This is a genomic window from Paenibacillus sp. SJS-P3, from assembly GCF_056711585.1.
On sequence record NZ_CM160043.1, the window covers coordinates 1119452 to 1140766 of the forward strand.

At 51.3% G+C, this 21315-nt stretch carries 19 protein-coding genes and 1 riboswitch; of the genes, 17 read left to right on the forward strand and 2 right to left on the reverse strand.

All coding sequences use genetic code 11. The features are described 5' to 3' along the window. The first annotated feature begins 25 nt into the window (after positions 1-25). The 6 genes from mutY (at position 26) to AC06G8_RS05075 (ending at position 7571) form a co-directional block, all read left to right on the forward strand. Entirely contained in the window at positions 26-1363 is a 1338-nt protein-coding gene (gene mutY, locus AC06G8_RS05050; RefSeq protein ID WP_480284607.1) for an A/G-specific adenine glycosylase, read from the forward strand. Between the two features lie 5 nt (positions 1364-1368). Beyond that, on the forward strand, positions 1369-2025 hold the full coding sequence (locus AC06G8_RS05055) for a bifunctional 4-hydroxy-2-oxoglutarate aldolase/2-dehydro-3-deoxy-phosphogluconate aldolase (RefSeq protein ID WP_480284608.1): 657 nt from the start codon (positions 1369-1371) through the stop codon (positions 2023-2025). 943 nt (positions 2026-2968) lie between these two features. Beyond that, a complete protein-coding gene (locus tag AC06G8_RS05060; protein ID WP_447662620.1) occupies positions 2969-3817 on the forward strand; it encodes an amino acid ABC transporter substrate-binding protein in 849 nt (282 codons plus the stop codon). 22 nt (positions 3818-3839) lie between these two features. Next, complete coding sequence (locus tag AC06G8_RS05065; protein ID WP_447662621.1) at positions 3840-4508, forward strand: amino acid ABC transporter permease; 669 nt, start codon at positions 3840-3842, stop codon at positions 4506-4508. Between the two features lie 24 nt (positions 4509-4532). Then, a complete protein-coding gene (locus AC06G8_RS05070; RefSeq protein ID WP_447662747.1) occupies positions 4533-5288 on the forward strand; it encodes an amino acid ABC transporter ATP-binding protein in 756 nt (251 codons plus the stop codon). A 1122-nt stretch (positions 5289-6410) separates the two neighbouring features. After that, positions 6411-7571 (forward strand): hypothetical protein, encoded by a 1161-nt coding sequence (locus AC06G8_RS05075; protein ID WP_447662622.1) that lies wholly within the window; start codon positions 6411-6413, stop codon positions 7569-7571. Between the two features lie 209 nt (positions 7572-7780). Here the strand turns inward: AC06G8_RS05075 and AC06G8_RS05080 are convergent, their stop codons facing one another. After that, complete coding sequence (locus AC06G8_RS05080) at positions 7781-8245, reverse strand: heme-degrading domain-containing protein (protein ID WP_447662623.1); 465 nt, start codon at positions 8243-8245, stop codon at positions 7781-7783. 277 nt (positions 8246-8522) lie between these two features. Here AC06G8_RS05080 and AC06G8_RS05085 point away from each other — a divergent pair, with 277 nt between their 5' ends. The 4 genes from AC06G8_RS05085 (at position 8523) to AC06G8_RS05100 (ending at position 14434) form a co-directional block, all read left to right on the forward strand. Further along, the gene (locus AC06G8_RS05085) at positions 8523-8741 is read left to right on the forward strand and encodes a hypothetical protein (RefSeq protein ID WP_480285386.1); all 219 of its coding nucleotides are present in this window, start codon (positions 8523-8525) and stop codon (positions 8739-8741) included. Between the two features lie 172 nt (positions 8742-8913). Beyond that, positions 8914-10860 carry a putative thiazole-containing bacteriocin maturation protein gene (locus AC06G8_RS05090; RefSeq protein WP_447662625.1) on the forward strand — a complete coding sequence of 649 codons (1947 nt, stop codon included), beginning with the start codon at positions 8914-8916 and terminating at the stop codon, positions 10858-10860. Next, positions 10857-12797 (forward strand): TOMM precursor leader peptide-binding protein, encoded by a 1941-nt coding sequence (locus AC06G8_RS05095; protein ID WP_480284609.1) that lies wholly within the window; start codon positions 10857-10859, stop codon positions 12795-12797. The genes AC06G8_RS05090 and AC06G8_RS05095 overlap by 4 nt, the downstream gene beginning before the upstream one ends. Before the next feature lie 56 nt (positions 12798-12853). Then, positions 12854-14434, forward strand: coding sequence for a SagB family peptide dehydrogenase (locus AC06G8_RS05100; protein WP_480284610.1), 1581 nt, complete (start codon positions 12854-12856; stop codon positions 14432-14434). Positions 14435-14625: 191 nt separating this feature from the next. Here AC06G8_RS05100 and AC06G8_RS05105 read toward each other — a convergent pair whose 3' ends face one another. Next, positions 14626-15153 carry a hypothetical protein gene (locus AC06G8_RS05105; protein ID WP_480284611.1) on the reverse strand — a complete coding sequence of 176 codons (528 nt, stop codon included), beginning with the start codon at positions 15151-15153 and terminating at the stop codon, positions 14626-14628. A 333-nt stretch (positions 15154-15486) separates the two neighbouring features. Here AC06G8_RS05105 and AC06G8_RS05110 point away from each other — a divergent pair, with 333 nt between their 5' ends. The 7 genes from AC06G8_RS05110 to AC06G8_RS05140 all read left to right on the forward strand — a co-directional run bounded on the left by AC06G8_RS05110 (position 15487) and on the right by AC06G8_RS05140 (position 21035). Further along, positions 15487-15585 (forward strand): YjcZ family sporulation protein, encoded by a 99-nt coding sequence (locus AC06G8_RS05110; protein WP_447662629.1) that lies wholly within the window; start codon positions 15487-15489, stop codon positions 15583-15585. A 440-nt stretch (positions 15586-16025) separates the two neighbouring features. Then, positions 16026-16370, forward strand: a complete 345-nt coding sequence (locus AC06G8_RS05115) for a hypothetical protein (RefSeq protein ID WP_447662630.1) — start codon at positions 16026-16028, stop codon at positions 16368-16370. Continuing rightward, a complete protein-coding gene (locus AC06G8_RS05120; RefSeq protein ID WP_447662631.1) occupies positions 16367-17314 on the forward strand; it encodes an LLM class flavin-dependent oxidoreductase in 948 nt (315 codons plus the stop codon). Before AC06G8_RS05115 ends, AC06G8_RS05120 begins: the two co-directional genes overlap by 4 nt. Positions 17315-17528: 214 nt before the next feature. Next, a riboswitch (Fluoride riboswitch) is annotated at positions 17529-17588 on the forward strand. A 71-nt stretch (positions 17589-17659) separates the two neighbouring features. Beyond that, positions 17660-18064 (forward strand): fluoride efflux transporter CrcB, encoded by a 405-nt coding sequence (gene crcB, locus AC06G8_RS05125; protein WP_447662632.1) that lies wholly within the window; start codon positions 17660-17662, stop codon positions 18062-18064. Beyond that, positions 18061-18420, forward strand: coding sequence for a fluoride efflux transporter FluC (locus AC06G8_RS05130; RefSeq protein ID WP_447662633.1), 360 nt, complete (start codon positions 18061-18063; stop codon positions 18418-18420). Before crcB ends, AC06G8_RS05130 begins: the two co-directional genes overlap by 4 nt. 168 nt (positions 18421-18588) lie before the next feature. Then, entirely contained in the window at positions 18589-19425 is an 837-nt protein-coding gene (locus AC06G8_RS05135; RefSeq protein WP_447662634.1) for an effector binding domain-containing protein, read from the forward strand. 5 nt (positions 19426-19430) lie between these two features. Then, entirely contained in the window at positions 19431-21035 is a 1605-nt protein-coding gene (locus AC06G8_RS05140) for a phosphotransferase enzyme family protein (RefSeq protein ID WP_447662635.1), read from the forward strand. Positions 21036-21315 lie beyond the last annotated feature (280 nt).

Genomic DNA, 21315 nt, shown 5'->3' on the forward strand with positions numbered 1-21315 from the left:
TCAAATAAGGAGAGACGAAATACGAATGACAGAATACAAAGCTGCCCTCCAGGACGGAAGCTCATCGGCTTATTTCAGCAGGGAACTGCTGATCTGGTACCGTCAGAATCGAAGGGTGCTGCCATGGCGGAGCAATCGGGATCCATACCGGATCTGGGTATCGGAGATCATGCTGCAGCAGACGAGAGTGGATACGGTAATTCCATATTACGAGAGGTTCATGAGCCGGTTTCCGACGCTTGCGGATTTGGCGGAGGCACCGGAAGCGGATGTGCTCAAGCACTGGGAGGGCCTCGGCTACTATTCCCGAGCCCGCAATCTGCAAGCCGGGGCCAAGGAAGTCATGGCCGTTCACGGAGGCTCGATTCCCGATGACAAGACAGCAGTGTCTTCGCTTAAGGGTGTAGGGCCGTATACGTCCGGGGCGATCATGAGCATCGCCTTCAACCGTCCGGAGCCTGCGGTCGACGGCAATGTCATGCGCGTGCTGTCCCGCTACTTCAACCGCGACGAGGATATCGCCAAGCCTTCTACCCGTGTGGGAATGGAAAAGCTGGCCGCCTCGCTCATCCCCGATGGAGCAGCGGGGGATTTCAATCAGGGCTTGATGGAGCTGGGCGCGCTCGTATGCACCCCGCGGACGCCGGGCTGCCTGACCTGTCCCGTCATGGTCCACTGCGCGGGCCGCATCGCCGGGCGCGAGCTGGAGCTGCCGGTCAAGACGAAGGCCAAACCTCCCAAGCCTCAAGTACGGCTCGCCGCCGTCATTGAAGGCACCGGCGAGCATGCCGGCCGCGTCCTCATCCGCCAGCGCCCGGATACCGGTCTGCTTGCAAGCCTCTGGGAGCTGCCGCATGTGCTGCTGGACGAGCCCGGAGCCGGTCCCGCCAAGCGAGGCCGCAAGCCGGACTTGCTCGCCGAGCCTCCGGTGGAGCGCCAGGCGGCCGATGCCGGCGACCTGCGGCGCTTGCTGCGCGAGGACAGCGGATTGACGGCCGTTCCCCGCCGCTGGTGGGGAGCGGAGGAGCATACGTTCAGCCATCTTCATTGGACGATGCGCGTGTACCTGGCCGAGCTGGACCCGTCCGAAAGCGCTGGCGGAACCAGCAGAGGAGCATGGCCTCGCGGGGCAAGCGCCGCAGCCGAGGCGGGAGAAGCCTATGCGGCTTCCGAGGAGTCTGCAGCAGCGGCGCAGAGCGCGACGGAAGGCGTGAATGCTGCAGCTGCCGGAGATTCACCTGCGCTGCCGCCGGAATACCGCTGGATCGGACCTGGCGACATGCGCCATTATGCCTTTCCGAACTTATTTGCCAAGATCCTGTACGACTACTGGGAGAAAGCCGAGGACGGGGAAGGAGCATAAATCCGATGGGCAAGCTGCTTGATGTGCTTCTGGAGGAAAAAATCGTCGCGATATTCCGGGGTATCGGAGCAAAGGAAGCGGATGCTGCGGCAGGAGCGCTGATCCGCGGCGGCATCTCCCTGATGGAGGTCACGCTTAATACGCATGGAGCTCTGGCGATCCTTTCCCGCTGGAGAGAGCTTTACGACGGCCATGCCTACATAGGGGCCGGAACGGTGCTGGATCTCAAGCAGGCGAGGGAAGCGGCTTCCGCCGGCGCACAGTTCCTCATCTCTCCGAGCCTCGACGAGGAAGTGGTCGCTTTCGGCGGTGCCGAAGGCATATCCGTATGGCCGGGAGTCATGACGCCTACCGAGATCGTCCGAGCCTGGAAGGCAGGGGCGGAGGCGGTCAAAATATTCCCGATGGCCTCCCTCGGCCACCATTACCTGCAGGAGCTGAAAGCTCCGCTGAATCATATTCCCATGATGGCGACCGGCGGCGTCGATCTGGACAACATCGGGGATTATTTACGGGCGGGAGCGGATGCCGTAGGCTTGGGTAGCAAGATCGTCAATCTGCAATGGGCTCGCGAGGGCCGGTTCGATCTCATGGAAGAGCGGGCGCGGCAGTTCGCGGAAGCGGTGCAAGAAAGTAAATCTAAAAAAGTAAATGCAAAATAGGAAATGCAAAAAAGATTGTAAAAGGTAACGGAGTGGCTCTGCTCCGTTACCTTTTTTGATGTTGGAGGCCTATGCCACAGCCGACAGGCAGGGGGGCGGTTATAGCGCCCTCACCTTCTGCAGCCGGATCCGGCTGTGGTCCAATCCTTCTTCTTTGGAAACGGCTTGATGGATTCCATAGCTATACCTCCTTGGCTGAACCTGCGCAAGTGGATAAGAAGGCTGCCGTTGCCGGGAGCCAGCGACAGAAAATAAGCTGCGATAAACTAAAAAGAGGCCCGCGATTGCTCGCGGGCCCAGAGAGAATATATGAATAAGGGGGGTCTGATAGTAGTATAAAACCGCTTACTGAACCCTAGCTGAAGGAAATATTACAATTCTATTACAAACAGAGAATCTCGGCGTATGTCGAAGTCCAGCTGGCGAGAGAAAATAAAGTTCTTTAACTGAAAATAGAGTTCTTTAATTGAAAATAAAGTTGTTTAGTGGACGTATAAACATGATTTAACCGTAGATAACAACAAGCGTCAATGAAAAACGGACAAGCCGCGAGGGAACTGCAAGAATAAGGTGAGTAGTAGAAATATCCCTCATGGTTGTACCAATTGTTGATATTGGTGCTACTAGAGGGATATTTTTTACCCAACAATATTTAGTTCTCGATAGCCATACTTTTAGCCTTTCCCCTAAACCTCTGAGGTCCGATGTTGATCTGCATGCGCCTTGTCGGTCGACGGTTTAGGTGAGCCACTATCGCACATTATAAGTTGTACTTGGACCTGCAGCATGAATCGCAACGATAAGGGAAAGCTGTAAATTAATCCGGAAAAGGATATAATCAAAATATCCGATTAAATTGATCGGAATATATTTGACATTGTTGCGGGAGAGCTGTAGACTGCATGGAGTTGAGTCAAAAGTATATTTGAAGGGAAGTATGATCATGAAAAGAAAACCACTCGCATCCTTGCTTCTTATAGTTGCCGTCCTTATGCTCGCCGCTTGCGGCGCGAAAAACGAGGGCGGCCAAGCAGGCTCGCCGTCCGCCAGCCCGGCGTCGAACGAATCCGGAGCGACGGAGCCGGCAGCCGACTCCTGGGAAGCCATCAAGGCCAGCGGCAAGCTCCGCATCGGCACGGAAGGCACTTACGCGCCGTTCACCTTCCACGACGCTTCGGGCAAGCTGACCGGATTCGACGTCGAGATCGCCGAGGAAGTGGCCAAGCGTCTGGAGCTGAAGCCGGAGTTCTACGAAACGCCTTGGGATTCCCTGATCGCGGGTCTGGACGCCAAGCGCTTCGACATCATCTTCAATGAGGTCGGCATCAACGACGAGCGCAAGGCGAAGTACGATTTCTCCGAGGACTACATCGCTTCCAAGGCCGTGCTGATCGTGCGCGAGGACAACAGTGACATCAAGTCGTTCGCCGATCTGAAGGGCAAGAAGGCCGGACAGTCGCTATCAAGCAACCTGGCGGCCATCGCCGAAGAAAATGGAGCGACCATCGAATCCGTGGAAAGCTTCAACCAGGCGATCGACCTGCTCGCCTCCAAGCGCATCGACGCCACGGTCAACGACTCGCTCTCCTTCCTCGACCTGAAGAAGCAGAAGCCGGATCTTCCCATCAAGGTCGTCGCCGAGGAAGCGGAAGCCTCCAAGAGCGCCGCTCTGATCCGCAAAGGCAATGAAGGATTCGTCAAAGCCGTGAGCGACGCGATCTCCGGCATGAAGAGCGATGGCACCTACCTGAAGATTTCCGAGAAGTACTTCGGAGAAGACGTATCCAAATAATCGTTCAAGGGAAGTTGATCACATGAGCGAAAGACAAATCGACATCCTGCTTGACTCCTTGCTGCCCCTGCTGAAAGCAGGGGTGGCTTTTACCATTCCTCTGACACTGGTCTCATTCATTCTTGGCATGATCGTCGCGGTCCTCACCGCTTTGGCGCGGCTCTCCTCCGTCGCTCCACTGAGGCTGCTGGCCCGATTCTACGTCTGGGTCATCAGGGGCACGCCTTTGCTGGTTCAGCTCTTCATCATCTTTTACGGCCTGCCTTATGCGGGCATTAATTTGAATCCGTTCACCGCTGCCACGATCGGCTTCACGCTGAGCGTAGGAGCGTACAGCTCGGAGATCGTGCGGGCAGCCATCCAGTCCATCTCCAAGGGCCAATGGGAGGCGGCTGCCTCGCTCGGCATGACGAGGGGACAGTCGCTGCGGCGCATCATCATCCCGCAGGCCGCCCGCGTCTCCGTACCTCCTCTGAGCAATTCCTTCATCAGCCTGCTGAAGGATACGTCCTTGGCGGGTAGCATTACGTATTTGGAAATGTTCAAGCTCTCCCAGCAGATCGTTGCCAGAACCTATGAGCCGCTGCTGGTGTATTGCCTGGTGGGAGTCATCTATCTGCTATTCTGTACGGTCCTCTCGTGGCTGCAAGGTTGGCTGGAACGGCGGCTGTCGCGATATTCGGCGAGTTAGGAGGAGGTTGCCATGAACAACGCTATGATCGAAGTACGAAATCTGCGCAAGTCGTTCGGTTCCTTGGAAGTGCTCAAGGGGATCGATCTCACCTTGGACAAGGGCAAGACCATGGCCATCATCGGCCCGTCCGGATCGGGCAAGTCGACGCTGCTGCGCTGCCTCAACCTGCTGGAGAAGCCGGATGGAGGCGAGATGGCGGTCTCTGGAGCCAGCCTCTCCTTCGGAGAAGGCCGGATGGTCAAGGAAGCCGATGCTGTCGCCCTGCGCAAGCGGACCGCCATGGTGTTCCAGTCATTCAATCTGTTTCCCCACAAGACGGCGGCCCAGAACATCATGGAAGCCCAGGTGACCGTCTACAAGAGAGGGAAGGCCGAAGCCCGCCGCCGAGCCGAAGATCTGCTGGATAAGGTCGGGCTGGGAGACAAAGCGGATGCCTACCCGCATCAGCTGTCCGGCGGGCAGCAGCAGCGGGTGGCCATCGCCCGGGCCATGGCTGTCGATCCCCAGGTCATGCTGTTCGACGAGCCGACCTCAGCGCTTGACCCCGAGCTGGTCGGGGAAGTGCTCAAGGTCATCCGGCAGCTGGCCAAGGAAGGGATGACGCTCGTCATCGTCACCCACGAGATGAAATTCGCCGAGCATGTGGCGGACCACGTCCTGCTGATGGACGGAGGCGTCGTCGTGGAGCAGGGGCCGCCCGCCGAGGTCATCGGCAATCCCCGCAGCCCGCGTGCCATTCAATTTTTGCAGAGGGTTTCTGGTTATGAAGCTCTGTGAGGCTAAGGAGTTTTGCTTCATGATGGAACGTTCTGCCGTACTGGATGAATTCGAGTCGGCATCGCTATGGGCGAGGAGCCTTGAGCTGGAGGCGGACGCCTGGAACATGCCAAGATGCAGAAAGACGGCACCGTAGACGGTGCCGTCTTTCTGCATTCCATTGCGAGAAATGCTGATTTGTGCGCCAACCCTTTGGCAGCATGCGTGGTACTTGTATGACGTTTACTGGGTTCCCTGATCGCTGTGAACGATCAGTCTGGTCACGTCTTTCTCCTTTTCAAATGCCTTCGAAAATGTCAGTAGAACAAGCTCCGTATCCATTTTTAAACTAACGGGGAGCATTAGTTCAATCAAACAGCGGCAGTCTAGGACATTATTTTCATTCCAGGGCTGCCGCTGTGTCTGTATACAAGCCAAGTCTAACACTTATCTATTTGAAGCTGACGGTCTCCAACAACGACGATCGGCGCTAGATCAACACATCCAGTCTAATTTCTATTACATGTTATTGACTCACATACTGGGGCGGTGACTGACTGGATGGATGATAGATCACACACCATCTAAAACATAGTTGAAGAGTCGTTTAATAGACTAGAGAGTAAAATAAGGTACAAGATTAATGGGAGACAATCTATTTCCTTAGGTTCTGAATAAAGTTTATTGTGCCAACTAGCAGCTCGGCAGCGATAAATATTAATATCATGTAAAACGAACGAGGTATCTCTTTTAGAGATTACCTCGTTTTTTCGTGTGTTTAATTGTTCCGGGAAGCAAAAGATTTATGCAGCGATTAAAGAACTCTATTTTCATTTATGCATAACCATTGTGTGGGGATGAATAATCCATTAAAGAACTTTAAATTAAAATGGAGCTTGATGAGCCAGTAAAAAATCGGGTCAAATCAACGACACGATTAAACAGCTTTATTTTCTCTTACCACCAGTGAAAAAAATGCGGTGAGCGATCGACGCAGGACAAAAGGGGAAATGTGGTAAAAATTAATTTTATCCTGCAACTAGACCGAGCAGTCCGTTGTTAACTTATAGATCGACAAATTAGGTGGTTACGCGCGGCCATCCCTTTGAAGATTGTAATCCGTTAGTGGAGGAGCGAAGCAATGTGAAAAAGAAGGCATTTCTTTTCTCAGGCATCGTGTTGGTACTCGCTGCAGGAGCCGGAGCTGCATATGGGGCTTCCCCGGATAAAGTTCAAGGATCTCTCAAATTCTTCGATGGCGTGATTTTCTCTGAAAACGACCAGGCTGCCCAAAAAGCCATCGTTGATTATATCGATCCCGTGTCCGGCAAGGCTGCCAAACAACATGAGCCCCATGCTGCAAGACTTACGGATGCCGGAATCGAGGTGGATAAAAATAAAACGGAGAAGACCATTGCTTTTGATCTAGACGGTAAAAAGATTCAATTGAAGTTTTCTTCCGTACAAAACGGGAAAAAAGAAGTCGTGCTGCCTGACAGCGGAGAAGGGTATGTGCTCACTCCCATCGCAAATGAAAGCGGATATATACTGGGCTACGATGGCTCCCTGTATGGACTAGACCTGGCTTCCGGCACTATTTCGAAGATACTGTCGGATACCGTTGGCGGATATGACAGGGAAACTTTGAAAAAGAAGAAAATAGAGGATCTCCCTCTCGTTTGGGGCGATCGCGCTCGTGTCAGCCAGAAAGGGGATTTCATGGTTTACTTCTCCAACCGTGAAGCCGTTCAAAACGGTCAGGGCGATGGACAGCTATGGGTGAAGAACCTTAAGACCCGGGAAGAGTTTCCAGCCTACTCCGGCGGCTTTGAATTCTTGGGATGGGGAAAAGAAAATCAAGCCTTTATCCGTTCACAGAACACGATCATCGGCGTTGATCTCGAAAATCGGAAGCAATGCGTTGTCCAAAACAACGTGAGCCTGGAGAGCGTGATTGCCTATCCGTACCTAGTCAATCCTGAGCTCAAGAGCGTCAAAGTAGTCAATCTTGACTCTAAGAAAGAGTTGTCGTTGGTTGAAGGAGTAGGAAGGATCGATATGATCCTGGCTGACCATACATCCTCGAAATTTGCCATGCTGAATTATCCCGATCCCACCTCTTTTAATACGAACCTTATTGTTGTCAGCGATCCTGAGAATGCCGCATCCAAGGTTGTTTCCCCTGACGCAGGATATGTTATCGATACCTTCTCATGGATCGATTCAGAGAATCTTTTGGTTGTTGCCCTGAAAAAGGGGACGACTGATCAAATGTCCTACGTTGTAAACATTAATAATTTGTAAGGGGGAGAATTTGAGGATGAAATTCAGACCCTTATGGACAGCCGCAATCGGGATTTTTTGTTCCAGGCTTCTGCTTTTGCGGCTTATGATTTCTCGCAATCCTTTGTTGAGGTTTCTGGGAGAGCAGCATCATAAGAGAGGGGCCCAATCTGGGCCCCTCTCTTTTTCTATCTTGCTAAGGATTGTTTTCTTTCCTATCATTCACAAGTTCACATGAGCAATTCTTTCAACACAGAAACAACCATGGAATGATCTTCCTCGCCAGGCAGTCCCGATACCGTTATGGTGCCTACGATTCCTTCATTTTCCAAGCGCAACGGGAAGGCGCCGCCTTCAGCCTTGTAATTATCCGGATCAAGACCGGAGGCTTCCACCGTTGAACCGGTCGATTTCATCAGGATGTGCATATAGTAGGAACTATGGCCGAAGTGATGGACAACGTTATTTTTCCATGACACCCATTCATCGTTATGAGAAGATGTGCCCTCCATTCTGCTGTAAAATAACAACTCGCCGTTTTTTCGAATATCGACGACGATCGATTTGTTCTCTAGCAACGCTTTTTCTATAATGCTAGTTCCAACCTTGTATGCGGTTTCGTTCGTGAAAAGAGAGAACTGAAGGTCCGTCTCTTCTTGCAGCAATGGTTGCAATAAAGCGTCGTATGGGTCCAAAGGGAGCACTTCCGTTTCTCGTGAATTAGTATTTCTTGGTTGTTATTATACAGGCTTGTGATGGTTTTATCGAGGTGAACAGAGCAAGTAGGTGAATGGATTAGTAACACCTGCGGAGCTTTTTTCATACGTATATTTCATGAACGATTATCGGCATAGGACCAGTTGCTGTTTTCATTTTCATTTCCTTTTTTGTAAGTGCCGATGATCTTCACATGAACAGATAATGGAGGCTACTAAGATGAATGAATTTAAGAACGATCTTCAAAATTTGAATATGGATGCGTTCAAAGTGAGCGGCATAACTCCGAATGCAGGTCAAGGTCAAGTGGATCCTAATAATGCTCGTCTGTGTGTCGGCATTTGCATCGGCTTTTGTGTCGGCGTTTGCGGCGGATTTGGCGGATGCGGTGGATGCGGCGGATGCGGCGGATGCGGCGGTTGTGTCCGCTGCGGCGGCTGCGCACGCTGTGGCGGCTGCGCACGTTGCCGTTAATAAGGCAGCTATTGCATTAAATAAAGGTTCAAGACACCTTTGCAAACGCTTTTGGGATGCAAGGGTGTCTTTTCTATGCATGTGCTGGCATAACGGACAAATAGCCTTACATACCTGTATAGAGGAACTCATGTTTCGAAAAGGTGGATTTCATCCTAAGGAGGAATGAAATTTGGATCCTTCGACGCGCCTTAAAGCGAGAGGAGATACTTTTTTTCTCCCCAGATCGGACGGAAGTGTCTATTTCCGCAACAATATCGGTTCATTTCGAATGGAAGGCAGCACGATTCATCAATGGATTGAAAAATTGATACCTGTATTTAATGGTGAGCATACGATGCATGATTTAACGGATGGATTGCCGGATCAATACCGTGATCATGTGTATGAGATTGCAAAAGTATTGTATGCGAACGGTTATGTCCAAGATGTAAGTCAGGATCGCCCTCATCAGCTGGAAGAGCGTATTGTTAAGAACTATGGTTCTCAAATTGAATTTTTGGACAGCTTTGACGGGTCAGGCGCATATCGATTTCAATTGTATCGTCAGTCCAGCGTGCTTGTTGTTGGAGCTGGCACTTTTTTGGTTTCACTTGTCAAATCATTATTCGAGTCTGGATTGCCGAAATTCCACTTGCTGAGCCTGAACTCGGAAACGGCGAATCGAAAACGGATTTTGGAGCTGGAGCAGCATTATCGCGAGTTTGATTCAGAGGTCAAGGTGGATGAGATCAGCTGGCCGAAGGATGAGGCAGTGGATTGGTCTTCGATTGTACAGCCTTATGCTGCGGTATTTTTCGTCTCGGATCAAGAAGGAGAACATGAGCTGAGATTGCTTAATGAAGCTTGCAGACAAAAAAACAAGGTGCTGCTGCCGGCTGTTATTTTTGGGCAGGCTGGTCTAGCGGTTCCATTGTCGTATTCTGATTCTAATTCGGAGGGCGACTGGGAATCAGCATGGCGCAGAGTCCATCATTCAGCCATTTATAAGGATGCAGAGGTTCACACTGCCTCGTCCGTTGCGGAATCACTGCTTGCTAACGTAATCGTCTTCGAATGGTTGAAAACAGCAGCAGAAGTAACAAAACTGGAGAAAAATAATAAATTGTTTCTGCTTAATTTAGAGACGCTGGAAGGGAATTGGCATTTGTTTCTTCCCCATCCATTCGTTCATGGTCGACGAATCATCGAGAAGATCAAAGATGTCGAGCTGCAGGCAGGAGCGGACTCAGAGAAACGAGCTTTAAGTGAATGGCTGCCTTTCTTCAGCCAGCTAACTTCAACGGAAACGGGCATCTTTCATATTTGGGAGGAAGGGGAGCTGCGACAGCTGCCGCTTTCGCAATGCCGTGTACAGCCTGTCGACCCGCTGTCCGTTGGCCCTGCGCTTCTTCTTCCTGAAATGATATGTAATGGATATAAGCATGAAGAGGCTCGAAGGGAAGCGGGTCTTAGTGGAATCGAAGCTTATGTGTCGCGTATGGCGGATGTGCAAACCAGCCAAGTTGATGAGGAAAGCGGAATATCGGACCGTTCAAGATTCGATGAGATCGCAAGCGTAGGAGCTGGCGAGACGATCGAGGAAGGCGTTTGCCGCGCTTTGCAAAAGTATTTAATGAAGGTATACGAAGCTCGCACACCGTCTATTACGCTGGTGAAGCTGAGTCATGTTGAGGATGAACGATGCCGTTACTATATAAATGCCTTGACTGCGATGCAAGGAGCACCAACGTTCGGACTGGGTGAGGACGTATTAGGTTTTCCTGTTGTGTGGCTGCAATCCAATGACCGCTGGTACGGTGCCGCTGATCTCAATATGACTCGGGCACTGCGGAGCGTGTTAATGATTGCCCTGCTTGATGCTCAAAACAAAGCAGATCAATTTGCGGGTAAATCGCATCATGCATCTTCAATTCAAGTAAAAGGATCTGAAATGGACTCTATTTCGATACCCGCTTGCGATCCATTCGAGCATCGAGAGGTTTTGCAGACTGCTGTGCGGCAATTGAATCGCATCCGCAAGCGTCTGCTCGTATTTGATTTGACTTCGGAACCTTTTTTCAAAGAGAAGCTGGCGGGAGTATACGGCATCTCGCTTCGAGAGGAGGTTGAAGCATGAGCGCTATTGTGGCGGTTGTTGGCGTAGGCCAGCTTGCGGACTATGTAAACGATATATTATCAGCAAGGTGTCAGCTTGTAAGGGTGAACGAGATCGCTTCCGAGCCGCCAGAAACGGCTGATCTTGCGCTCGTGCTTAGCGATGGATACGATTCATCCTCTCATCTTAAGGCAGAGGAAATATTCAAGCAATCTGGCACTCCGTGGCTGCGCGGTTTTGTAGCATTCGGTGAAGGGATCATTGGTCCGCTTGTCGTTCCTGGGAAGGCAGGCTGCTCGCAATGCGCTGATTTTCGGCTTTTAATGGCTGGAAATGATCGGAAGGATATGTGGGAGCTGCAGCATTTCTTTAGGCAAGGAGAAGTATTCCCTGATATTTGGTCTTCTCGCAGCGGACTATGGCATATGGCTCAACTTATTGCTGCAGAAGTCCACAACTTTCTTAACCGAAATACGGCTCAAATTGAAAATCATATCAAGCTCGTGCATTTGCAAACGCTCCATAGCTCGGCTCATTTTTATTTGCCGGATCCGCTGTGTACCGTATGCGGGGAAATACCGGATGACTCTGCCATAGCTTCGCGAATAAAGCTGCAATCCAGCCCGAAAATCAGTGAGAACAGCTACCGCACCCGTTCGATGGGAGAGTTGAAGGCCGTACTTTCCTATGATTATCTGGACAATCGCAGCGGTTTTTTGAAGGCCAAAATGATCGACCTTATCTCTCCATTTGCTGACGCCAGCATCATTCTGCCGATGTTCTCAGGGGATGAAGGCTGCGCAGGGCGTACACATTCTTTTGCAGACAGTGAAATGACAGCGATATTGGAAGGTTTGGAACGTTATTGCGGCATATCGCCGCGAGGAAAGAAGACAACGGTCCATGACAGCTATAATCATTTAACAGAGGCAGCGTTGAACCCCTCTCGAGTAGGACTCCATGATAAGGCGCAGTATGAGAAGCCCGATTTTCCGTTTCAACCATTTGATCCTAACCGAGAAATCGACTGGGTGTGGGGATATTCGTTCTTTCAGGAGAAGCCTATTCTCGTGCCGGAACTGCTCGCTTATTACAGCTCCGGCTGCGGTCACGGCTTTGTATATGAAACCTCAAATGGCTGCGCTTTAGGAGGAAGCTTGGAGGAAGCAATATTTTACGGCATCTTGGAGGTTGTAGAACGGGATTCATTTCTATTGACGTGGTATGCGCAGCTGCCGCTCGTTCCGTTGGATCCCTATTCCTCAGGCGATCTGGAAATGAATTTAATGGTGGGGCGGCTGCGCGATGTTTTCGGATACGATGTGCATTTGTTCGATTCGACGATGGAGCACGGCATTCCAAGTGTGTGGGTGCTTGCCAAAAACAGATCGGATCAAGGCGTAAATATGATTTGCGCAGCGGGCGCGCATCCTGATCCTGTGAGAGCGGCAAAAGGTGCAATTCATGAGATTGCGGGCATGCTGCTTGCGTTTAACGAAAAGCTTGAGGCGAACCGTGAGCAGTACGAACAAATGCTGCATGATCCTTTTCTCGTTCGGCAAATGGAAGATCACTCCATGCTGTACAGCTTGAAGGAAGCGGAAGAACGTCTGAATTTCCTGCTCGATCATGATCGTCCAGTCCTCTCGTTCGAAGAAGCTTTTAAACCAAGAGCACGGCATGCCGATTTGACCGATGAATTAACCTTTATTCTTCAAATTTTCAGAGAGCTGAATCTGGAGGTGATCGTTGTTAATCAAACGACTCCAGAAACGCTGAGAAATGGACTTCATTGTGTGAAGGTGCTCATTCCCGGGATGCTTCCCATGACGTTCGGCCAGCACCTTGTCCGCTTGACTGGCCTAGAGCGGGTGCTGCGAATACCAGCAGAGCTGGGTTATGTGAAGGAGCAGCTTAAGCAGGAACAACTTAATTGTTATCCGCATCCGTTTCCATAAGCAGTTTCTTCTCATATACGTTGGTTTTCCTTGTGCTGGACTTAGGAGGAGGAGAAATGAGCCTGAAGGCATTTTTGCACCAGTTGCAATACGAGCCTGACAAAACCAAACCAAAAGATGTGGAGGTTGATTGGGAGAACGCGCCTCTGCCGTATAAGCTGTATCGTCATTTGCCTGCATATCCTCTCGCTTCCGATGTTCCGCTGAAGCTAACGGGAAAGCAAGATATAGAGAAGCCGACACTTCGGGATATCGGGTGTTTTCTTTGGTACACCTTCGGTCTGGCACAGCTTAGTCAATCTGTTACTGAGCAATATACGGGGGAGCGATGGGAAAGCTCATTGCAGCTTTGCAGGCGATTTGTTCCTTCAGGCGGAGGGCTGTATCCGAGTGAAATTTATTTGTATTTGAAGCTGGAGGAATTGCCTAGCGGTATTTATCATTATGATGCGGCTCATCATCGTTTGATTTTATTGCGTGAAGGTCAATTTGATTCCTATGTGGGCAAGGCCTTAGGCGATCGTTGCGACATAACAAGCTGCTTCGCAGCTGTTTTTGTATCGACTTTCTTTTGGAAAAACTTTTATAAATACTATAATTTCTCGTATCGTTTGCAGGGACTGGACGCAGGTTTGGTGATAGGCCAGCTGCTTGAGGTGGCCAAGCGCTTTGACTTCGAGGCGGGAGTGTACTTTCAGTTTCTTGACCGTGCCCTCAACCATTTGCTTGGACTGCCTGAGGCAGAGGAAAGTGTATATGCTGTAATTCCGCTTGCGGCACATTCAAGTATGGAATGGTTCCACCATGATATCAGCAATAATACTGGGATGTCGTCAGCAGAATTATGCAGTGAGCTTCCAATCCTTGAGCATGATCACTATATACGCTCAAAAAAAGTATTGGATTATCCGATGCTGACCAAGCTTAATGAAGCATCCATGATGGATTCCTCCCTTTCATTTAAACAGCTGGGAAGGGAGCAAAAGGCAGTCCATCAAAACGATGATCATTTTTTGCCTCAAGCAGCTGGACTCGCGTATGATTTAGCAGAGGTTTGCAGGCAGCGCTACTCGCCGGAAAATGAATTTGCATTGGAGGCAGTGAGTCAGTCGACTCTGGCGGCGCTATTGCAAGAGAGTATGAGTTCTTATCGCTATCGAAATGATCTGGATGGTTCGATCCAGAGTCCAATGTCTCGCGTAAAGCTATATGGCTGCTTTTATGGCGTTGAAGGAATTCCTGATGGTGCCTATCATTATGATGTTATGGCGCATGCGTTGCAGCTTGTTAGGGTTGGCGATCAAAGGCCGTGGCTTCAGAATGGGATGTCTTTGGATAACGTGAACTTATTCCAGGTTCCGCTGAGCTTTCATGTGGCGGGCGATCTGGGACATCTGCATGATGAGCTTGGTTATCGCGGCTATCGGATTCAACAAATGGAAACGGGAATGCTGGTTCAGCGCTTGCTGCTCGCTGCTTGTGCATCCGGAATGGAAGGACGTCCGCTGCTCGGGTTTGACGTTAGTGCCATGAATGAGCTTTATGGATTAGCCCCGCTCGGACAAACGAGTCTGATCCAAATCCCGATCGGTCCATGTCGGAGTCGTTCCCTGCTTGAGGGAAGTTTAGCACAATAATTGATTTTGATGTGTGGGCTTTTGGAGAGCAAGTTGCGATCGCTCTCACTAAAGGAATGTTTACTCATGTTATCGCCTCCGCTGTCACCCCCGTATGCAAAAAGGTACCCGCACGCTGCCCACTTTTTTTCAAAGTGTCCAGTGTATGGGTACCCGTTTAATTCAATCTGCCCTTTTTATCGTTTTTAACCTTAAGGCTGTTGAAATGCTGCCTTCTTCTGCAGTTCACCAGTTGGTTGGCATGTGACCGGGATGCAGAAGTGATGTGGATGAGGATGCACATACGTCATAGGATGAAGCCAAGCATGATGATAATCCAATGATTCGAGCTCCCATCCATCGTGATGATGATGGTAATCGAAGAACATGTGATCATCGAAGAACATGTGATCATCGAAGAACATGTGCTCATCCCACATTTCATGCATCATCGGGTGGAAATCGTCCATCATCGGATGAATGTCATCCATCATCGGATGATAGTGATACATGTTGTGGAAGTCATGCATCGGAAGGAAATCATGCATGTGATGAAAGTCGTGCATGTAAGGAAAGTGCTGCATTTGACTAAAATCAACGCTGCAATGATAGGAGTGAGGAGCAGGCTGCTTATACACAGTTTGAGGTCCCAAATTGGCCTGGGTCGGGCTTGATTGCATTTGGTGGTAATACTTGGGCATATCAGCCGATTGTGGCAGATAAGATTGATTGCGTAGCATGGCGTGCCTCCTTTTTGTCATACTCTACAGTATGCTTTGAACGATAAAAGGGCACTTATCCCTACAAAATGGGCTGCAAGCTTAGGCATTTAAGAATAGGACGGCTGTATTCGCTCCGTTTCACGGACCGATCGGTTTCCCCGACTTCAGTCAATGACCCAACTAGCCAAATCGTGGTTTAAGGATGAGCGGAATAACTCCCGGAATCCGAGTCCCGCGGAGTTTATAAATCTGCTAGAGACCCTAGCATCAGCACAAATTTACCGCCCGTCCAAACATCTCAACGATTAGAAACATAGAGTAGGGTATAAATAACGAGAGGGGGTATGAACAATGTCTGAAGTTGGTTATGGCGATGCTTTCAAAAGCCCAGCCGCCGTTCTGGTCCTGTTCATTCTGCTGGTTATCATCACAAAATCTTTCTGGTACTAATCGTTAGCGTCAAACCCTTCCCACCTTCTATCCGTTCCATGGCTATGACAAAATCCTCCTCATTCGAGGAGGATTTTTTATGACCAAAGAATATGTTCGTAAGAAATGGGAAACGCTCGTCAACGCTTTTCGGTCTAGCGGAGAGAAAGCAACGACATGGTGCAAGGCCAATCACTGGACCGACGCCAGTTCTATACGTGGATGAAGCGAATTGACGGTCCTGGATAAGATTACTTACCGATTATTCTTATTCATTGGGGTCTGTTTACGTACATGTATGTTTGTTGTCTGGACGAGCGGGGAATACTGATTCCATTCTGCTTAAATCGAAAGCCAGGAAGGTATAGGAACGGAAATTAATCGTATATGTACCAATTGAACAGGAATAAAGAGCAAGATATAGTGTTGTTACATAGGAGTTATGAAGGGAGTCAATTACTTTGAATGTTGAATTGTTTAAGGATTTGATTAAGGATGATCGGGGCAATTATTACGTAGCAGTCCTCAAGGAAGGTAATGAGCTGACTTTGGTTAATGCGATGCTAGAGCGGTCTTACGAAGATTTATTGGAGTTTAATGAGGAATTCAAACAAAAGTATGCAGAGTACGAGCACCAGTTCATTGGCAAAATCATCATGGATAAGGTGCGGCACGACGTCGTATTCGCTTCCAAAGAAGACGGTCATGGCCGAATGCATGATTTGGGTAAGGCAATGAGCGAATACAGGGTTACGTTTATCGATATGATTGAATTTTACCGAAATCCTCGGACAGGACGCCTATGACAGCGAAACCGATTAAACTTAGTGTTTTGGATTTGGTCCCCGTTTTTGATGAGGTCGATGCAACCTTCGCACTGGGACAAGCTGTAGAGCTGGCTCAAGCAGCCGAAAGACTGGGATATTTCCGTTATTGGGTGGCGGAACATCATGATATGCCAGGGCTGGCATGCACCTCAACGGATGTGCTTCTATCGCATATCGGTGCAAAAACACAGAGCATTCGTATCGGATCCGGGGCATTGCTGTTGCCGCATTATAAGCCACTAAAAGTTGCAGAATCCTTTCATTTACTCGCTAGTTTGTACCCGGGACGAGTAGATCTTGGTTTAGGAAGGGCGCCCGGTGGTTCTGCTGAAGTGAGCCTCGCTCTCAGTGACAACTTTCTTGAAAATGTCTGGAAAATGCCAGAATTGCTCCGAGGAGTTTCCGAGTTATTGCAGGGGAGCTATGAATACGAAGGACGTCGGATTACCGCCCGCCCAACTCCATCCGTATCGCCAGAACTGTGGCTGCTAGGGACAAATAAGAAGAGCGCGGCTTATGCAGCTGAGTTTGGAACAGGTTATGTTTTTGGCCAGTTTATGAGCGAAGTAGACGGGGAGGAAGTATTGAGAGCTTACCGCGAAGCGTTTACTCCGTCGGCTCTTTCCCCTGTACCGAGAGCGATCGTTGCCGTTGGTGTCGTTTGCGCGGAAACAGAGGAGGAGGCAGAGAGGCTGGCATCCTCGGGTACAGCTTTGTTTCAACAAGAAGCTTCCGCAGGGGAAAGGGCTCCGCTTTCGGAGCGTAAGCTGCTGATAGGCACGCCTGAGAGCCTAAAGAAAAAGCTCGAACAGTTATCTCACTTGTATGGCGTTGATGAATTCATTGTCGTTACGATGATTCCCGACTATCGGAAACGGTTGCGTTCTTTTGAGCTGCTTGCCCATACATGCTCAATGGCTTAATTCGTTTTATTATTAAAGCAGGAAGCGGGCGGGCCGTTCGCCTGGTATCCGACGTCGGTGCCGACGCTGTTCGTGCCGCTCGGCAGCCGTAGACGGACGTCCTGAGCGAGGCAGCAATTGTGTGCAGGATATGCCGAAACGCTATTGACGGAAAGTATTTTCCGAAGCTAAGATGGAAGCAACTGCACAGTCCGGATTAGAGGTTGCTCTCCGGCCGCTGCGAGGCGATGGAGTTCGCCGTAACCGCCCGAGGGCTGATGACTCCTACCAGTGATGCTTGCTGGTAGGAGTCTATTTTTTTGTCCCGATGCGGAGCATTCAATTCTATGGAAAGAAGGCGTCAGAATGATTTATTTGCTGATGGGCATAGGAGGCACGATGGGGGCGCTGCTGCGCTACAGCCTGGGGGAATGGATCGGAACGGGAGGCGGCGGCTCCCTCTTCCCGCTCGGCACATTGGCTGTGAATTTTGCGGGATGTTTCATGCTCGCCTTTTTCTACACCGCGACGATGACAAGGTTCACCGTCCATCCGCATTTGCGTTCTTCGTTCGGAACCGGGTTTATCGGCTCCTTCACGACCTTTTCGGCCTTCTCCCGGGAAATGACGGAGCTGATGGGCACAGGACACTTGGGGACCGCCGCTTTGTATGCGGTTGGAAGTCTGCTGGGAGGCTTCCTGGCGACGATGGCCGGGATGAAGCTGGGAACGTTCGAAAGAAAGCAAGCGGGAGAGGAGCGAGGTCAATGACGTGGGTACATATCGGAATCGGAGGTTTCGCGGGAGCGATCCTGCGGTTCGTACTGATCGAGCTTGTCCGCAAGAGGAGCTCGTCCGGCTTTCCTTATGGAACGCTGCTGGTCAATCTGTCCGGCTCGCTTCTGATCGGCCTGCTGTACGGCGCGACCTCGGATTCGCGTCTGATCCTGCTGCTCGGCACCGGCTTCCTGGGAGCCTATACGACCTTCTCTACGTTCCAGTATGAGCTGGTCGGTTATGGGCGGATGAAGCAGTGGATGCCGCTGTTCGGGTATTTGACCGTCAGTGTCGTGCTTGGCCTGCTGCTCGCCGCGGCCGGCCATTCGGCTGGCATGTTGCTGCGGTAGAAATGCTGCGGGAACTTCTGGAACTGCAGGGTTGCCAAGACGGTTTAAGCGAGCGGAGCTGAGGAGCTGCAGACCATTCTGTTGAAGCTGACGAAATGATTGACCTTCCCCCGGCGGCAATGTTTTAGAATAGATGTCGAGGCTCCCTATCGAATGGAGGTCAAAGCAATGCTTACAATCAGGCAGATGGCCGGCATCTTCGACGTGTCGGCAAAAACGCTTCGCCATTACGATTCCATCGGCTTGTTCAGTCCGCTTGCCGTCGGAGAGGACAATCGCTACCGCTATTACGGGTTCGAGCAGCTCGGCATGCTGCGGCGGATCATGTGGCTGCGCTCGCTCGGAGTCGGCCTGGAAACGATCCAATCTCTGAAAGACAGCGGAGAGCTGCATGGAGATGAGTCCTTGGAGCCGCTGCTGAGTCAGCGTGAAACAGCTATCCGAGGGCAAATGGAAGAGCTCGGCAAGCTGCTGAACAAAGTCGAGGCGATGAGAGAAAGGCTGCAGCAGAGCCGTAATCTCCGGGACGGGCCGAGAATCGTCGTCAAGGATGCCTTTACGGTCGTGGGGCTGGATTGGGATGACCGGCAGCTGGCGGAAGGAGATGGAATTCCACAGCTCTGGGAACGCTTTTTGCGGCGGGCTCACGAGATTGCGGGCAGGGTGAATCCGAACGAGCTGATCGGAGCCGGCGGCCCGCGCGAATCCGGGGTGTTCGGTTATATCGCGGGATTTGAGACCACGGATGCCGGAGCGGTTCCGCAGGGGTTGACGGCTGTGACCATTCCTGCCTATACCTACGCAGTGTTTGAACTGGAGGATCTGGGGAAGATCTGGGAGATGAGGGAAGCGATCTATTCCAAGCTGCTGCCCGGACTTGGCCTCTCGCCGGCGAATGGAGTCATGTACGAGAAGTACGACGACCGGTTCGGCGGTGCGGACGGGCGAATCGAGTTGATGATCCCTCTGCTTGCGGCGGGGGAGGAAAAGGCGGGGGCGGAATGATAGGAATGCTGCAACGGATTGAATGGCGCCAAACAACTCCGGAATGGGAAGAGCTGCTTCTCGATCCGGCCGGAAATCGGCCGTTCCCGATGGAATCGGGATTCGAGGCCAAGGTGGCAGGAGTCGCGCGGGGGAGCTCGCGATATGTCTTGAAGACCTGGAGCAAGGATGCCAGGCCAGACGCCGGTGTCCAATATCGGCTGCTGGAGTGGATGAAGGGACTTGGAATGTCCGTTCCAACGCCGGTAGCCTGGGGGCTGAGCGAAGGGGAGGAAGAAGGACAGAAGTGGCCTGTTCTGGTGACCGCCCATGAGGGGGATGCCATCGTCAAGGCGGATGCGGAGACGGTGGCCGCGAGCGCCAGGCTGATGGCCGGCTTTCACCGGGCTTCCGCAGCAGCGGACAAGCCCGATTTCATTCCCAGGCCGGAGCTGGCGGATCATGAGTACTTCTATGCCGGCATCAGGGACGAGCCTGAGCTCCATGACCTGCTCCGGGTGCTGGTTGAGTCCGCGGGGATCCGCAATGACTGCGTCATTCACATGGACCTGCATCTGGCCAATATCGTAGTGCGGGAGGGGCGCTATATTGCGGTAGATTGGACTAACGGCCAGCTTGGGGACCAGAGGTTCGACTACGCAAGGACGCTGGTTTACTACAAAACTTTCTTCGCCGACCCTTGGAGAGCTTCGGCATACCGTTCCGCCTACTTGAGCGAGTATCCGATGACCGGAAAAGAGGAGAGCCTGTTCGAGGCGATTGTCCTCGTCGGGCTGCTGCTTCAGGAGCGGCGCGGGCAGCCGATGAGCGAACGTGCGCGCCGACTCGTTCGGCGGAACGAAGTGTTCCAGGAAGCGGGGCTGGGAACGACACCGAGAAAGTCAAAGATGATAAAAATAGGCGAGGTATCTGGGACAGGGAAACGAAAGGCACAGGCATCTGAAATAGGCGATGGAGCGGGAAAGGGACAAGAAAAGGCGGCTTTGCATCAGGGAGCGGTGCGGCTGGCCGATCAGGAAGAGCTGGGCAAGAAACCGGTCGGCCGATTGAATTTGCCTGCCGCATTCGGAGAATTTCCATTGCTCGGCGGAAGCTCAGTGGAGCTGGCGAAGCTCGAGCCCTGCCATGCGGAATCGCTTCATGCGCTCATCAACCGGGACCGCAAGCAAAGCCTGGACGCGGTACGCAACATCGTCGGGCATTTGGAACGGGACTACTACAAGCGTAAAAGCGTATCGTGGGGAATCTTGAGCCCGGATGAACCGGAGGTTCTTGCCGGATGGATGACGGTGCATTTCGATAAAAAAACGCGGGCCGCGCTGCTTGCAGCCGTCTTGCCGGATCGGCCGGAGGAGCGGGAAGCGGCGGAGGCATGGATCGCTCTGGCGGGCGACGCTGTTCGGGCGCTGGGAGCATTTTTGTTCCATCATGTCCACGTGGAGGAAATTCGAGTGGAGCTGCCTATGGCAAAGGAAGAGGTCATCGACCTGTTGTCGGAATGCGGCTTCAGGCGGATAGAGACCGTTCAGCGAGAGAGCGTCTGGCAGAACGGGGTCAAAGGGCCAGCCGACATGGCTATTCTTGCTTGGAGCATGCCCACTTTCAGCTGAATTGCAATTCAAGCGATCCTGTCCTTGCAGGATCGCTTTTATTTGTCTACCTGCCAGGGACCTAAAAAATGTTGAGACCATGAGCGCTTATTCTTTTACAAAATAGTTCTTTATCTTCATTTTCATGACGAAAATAACTGAATAAGAAGGATTTGGATAAAAAACCGTCGAAAGCCAGATTGCCGCGATAAAAATGATTATTGATATTAAAATAAACCTTTATAAAAGGAATAATCTACATTTTAAAGAGACTTTATTTAGGTAAGTGGAGATTAGGATG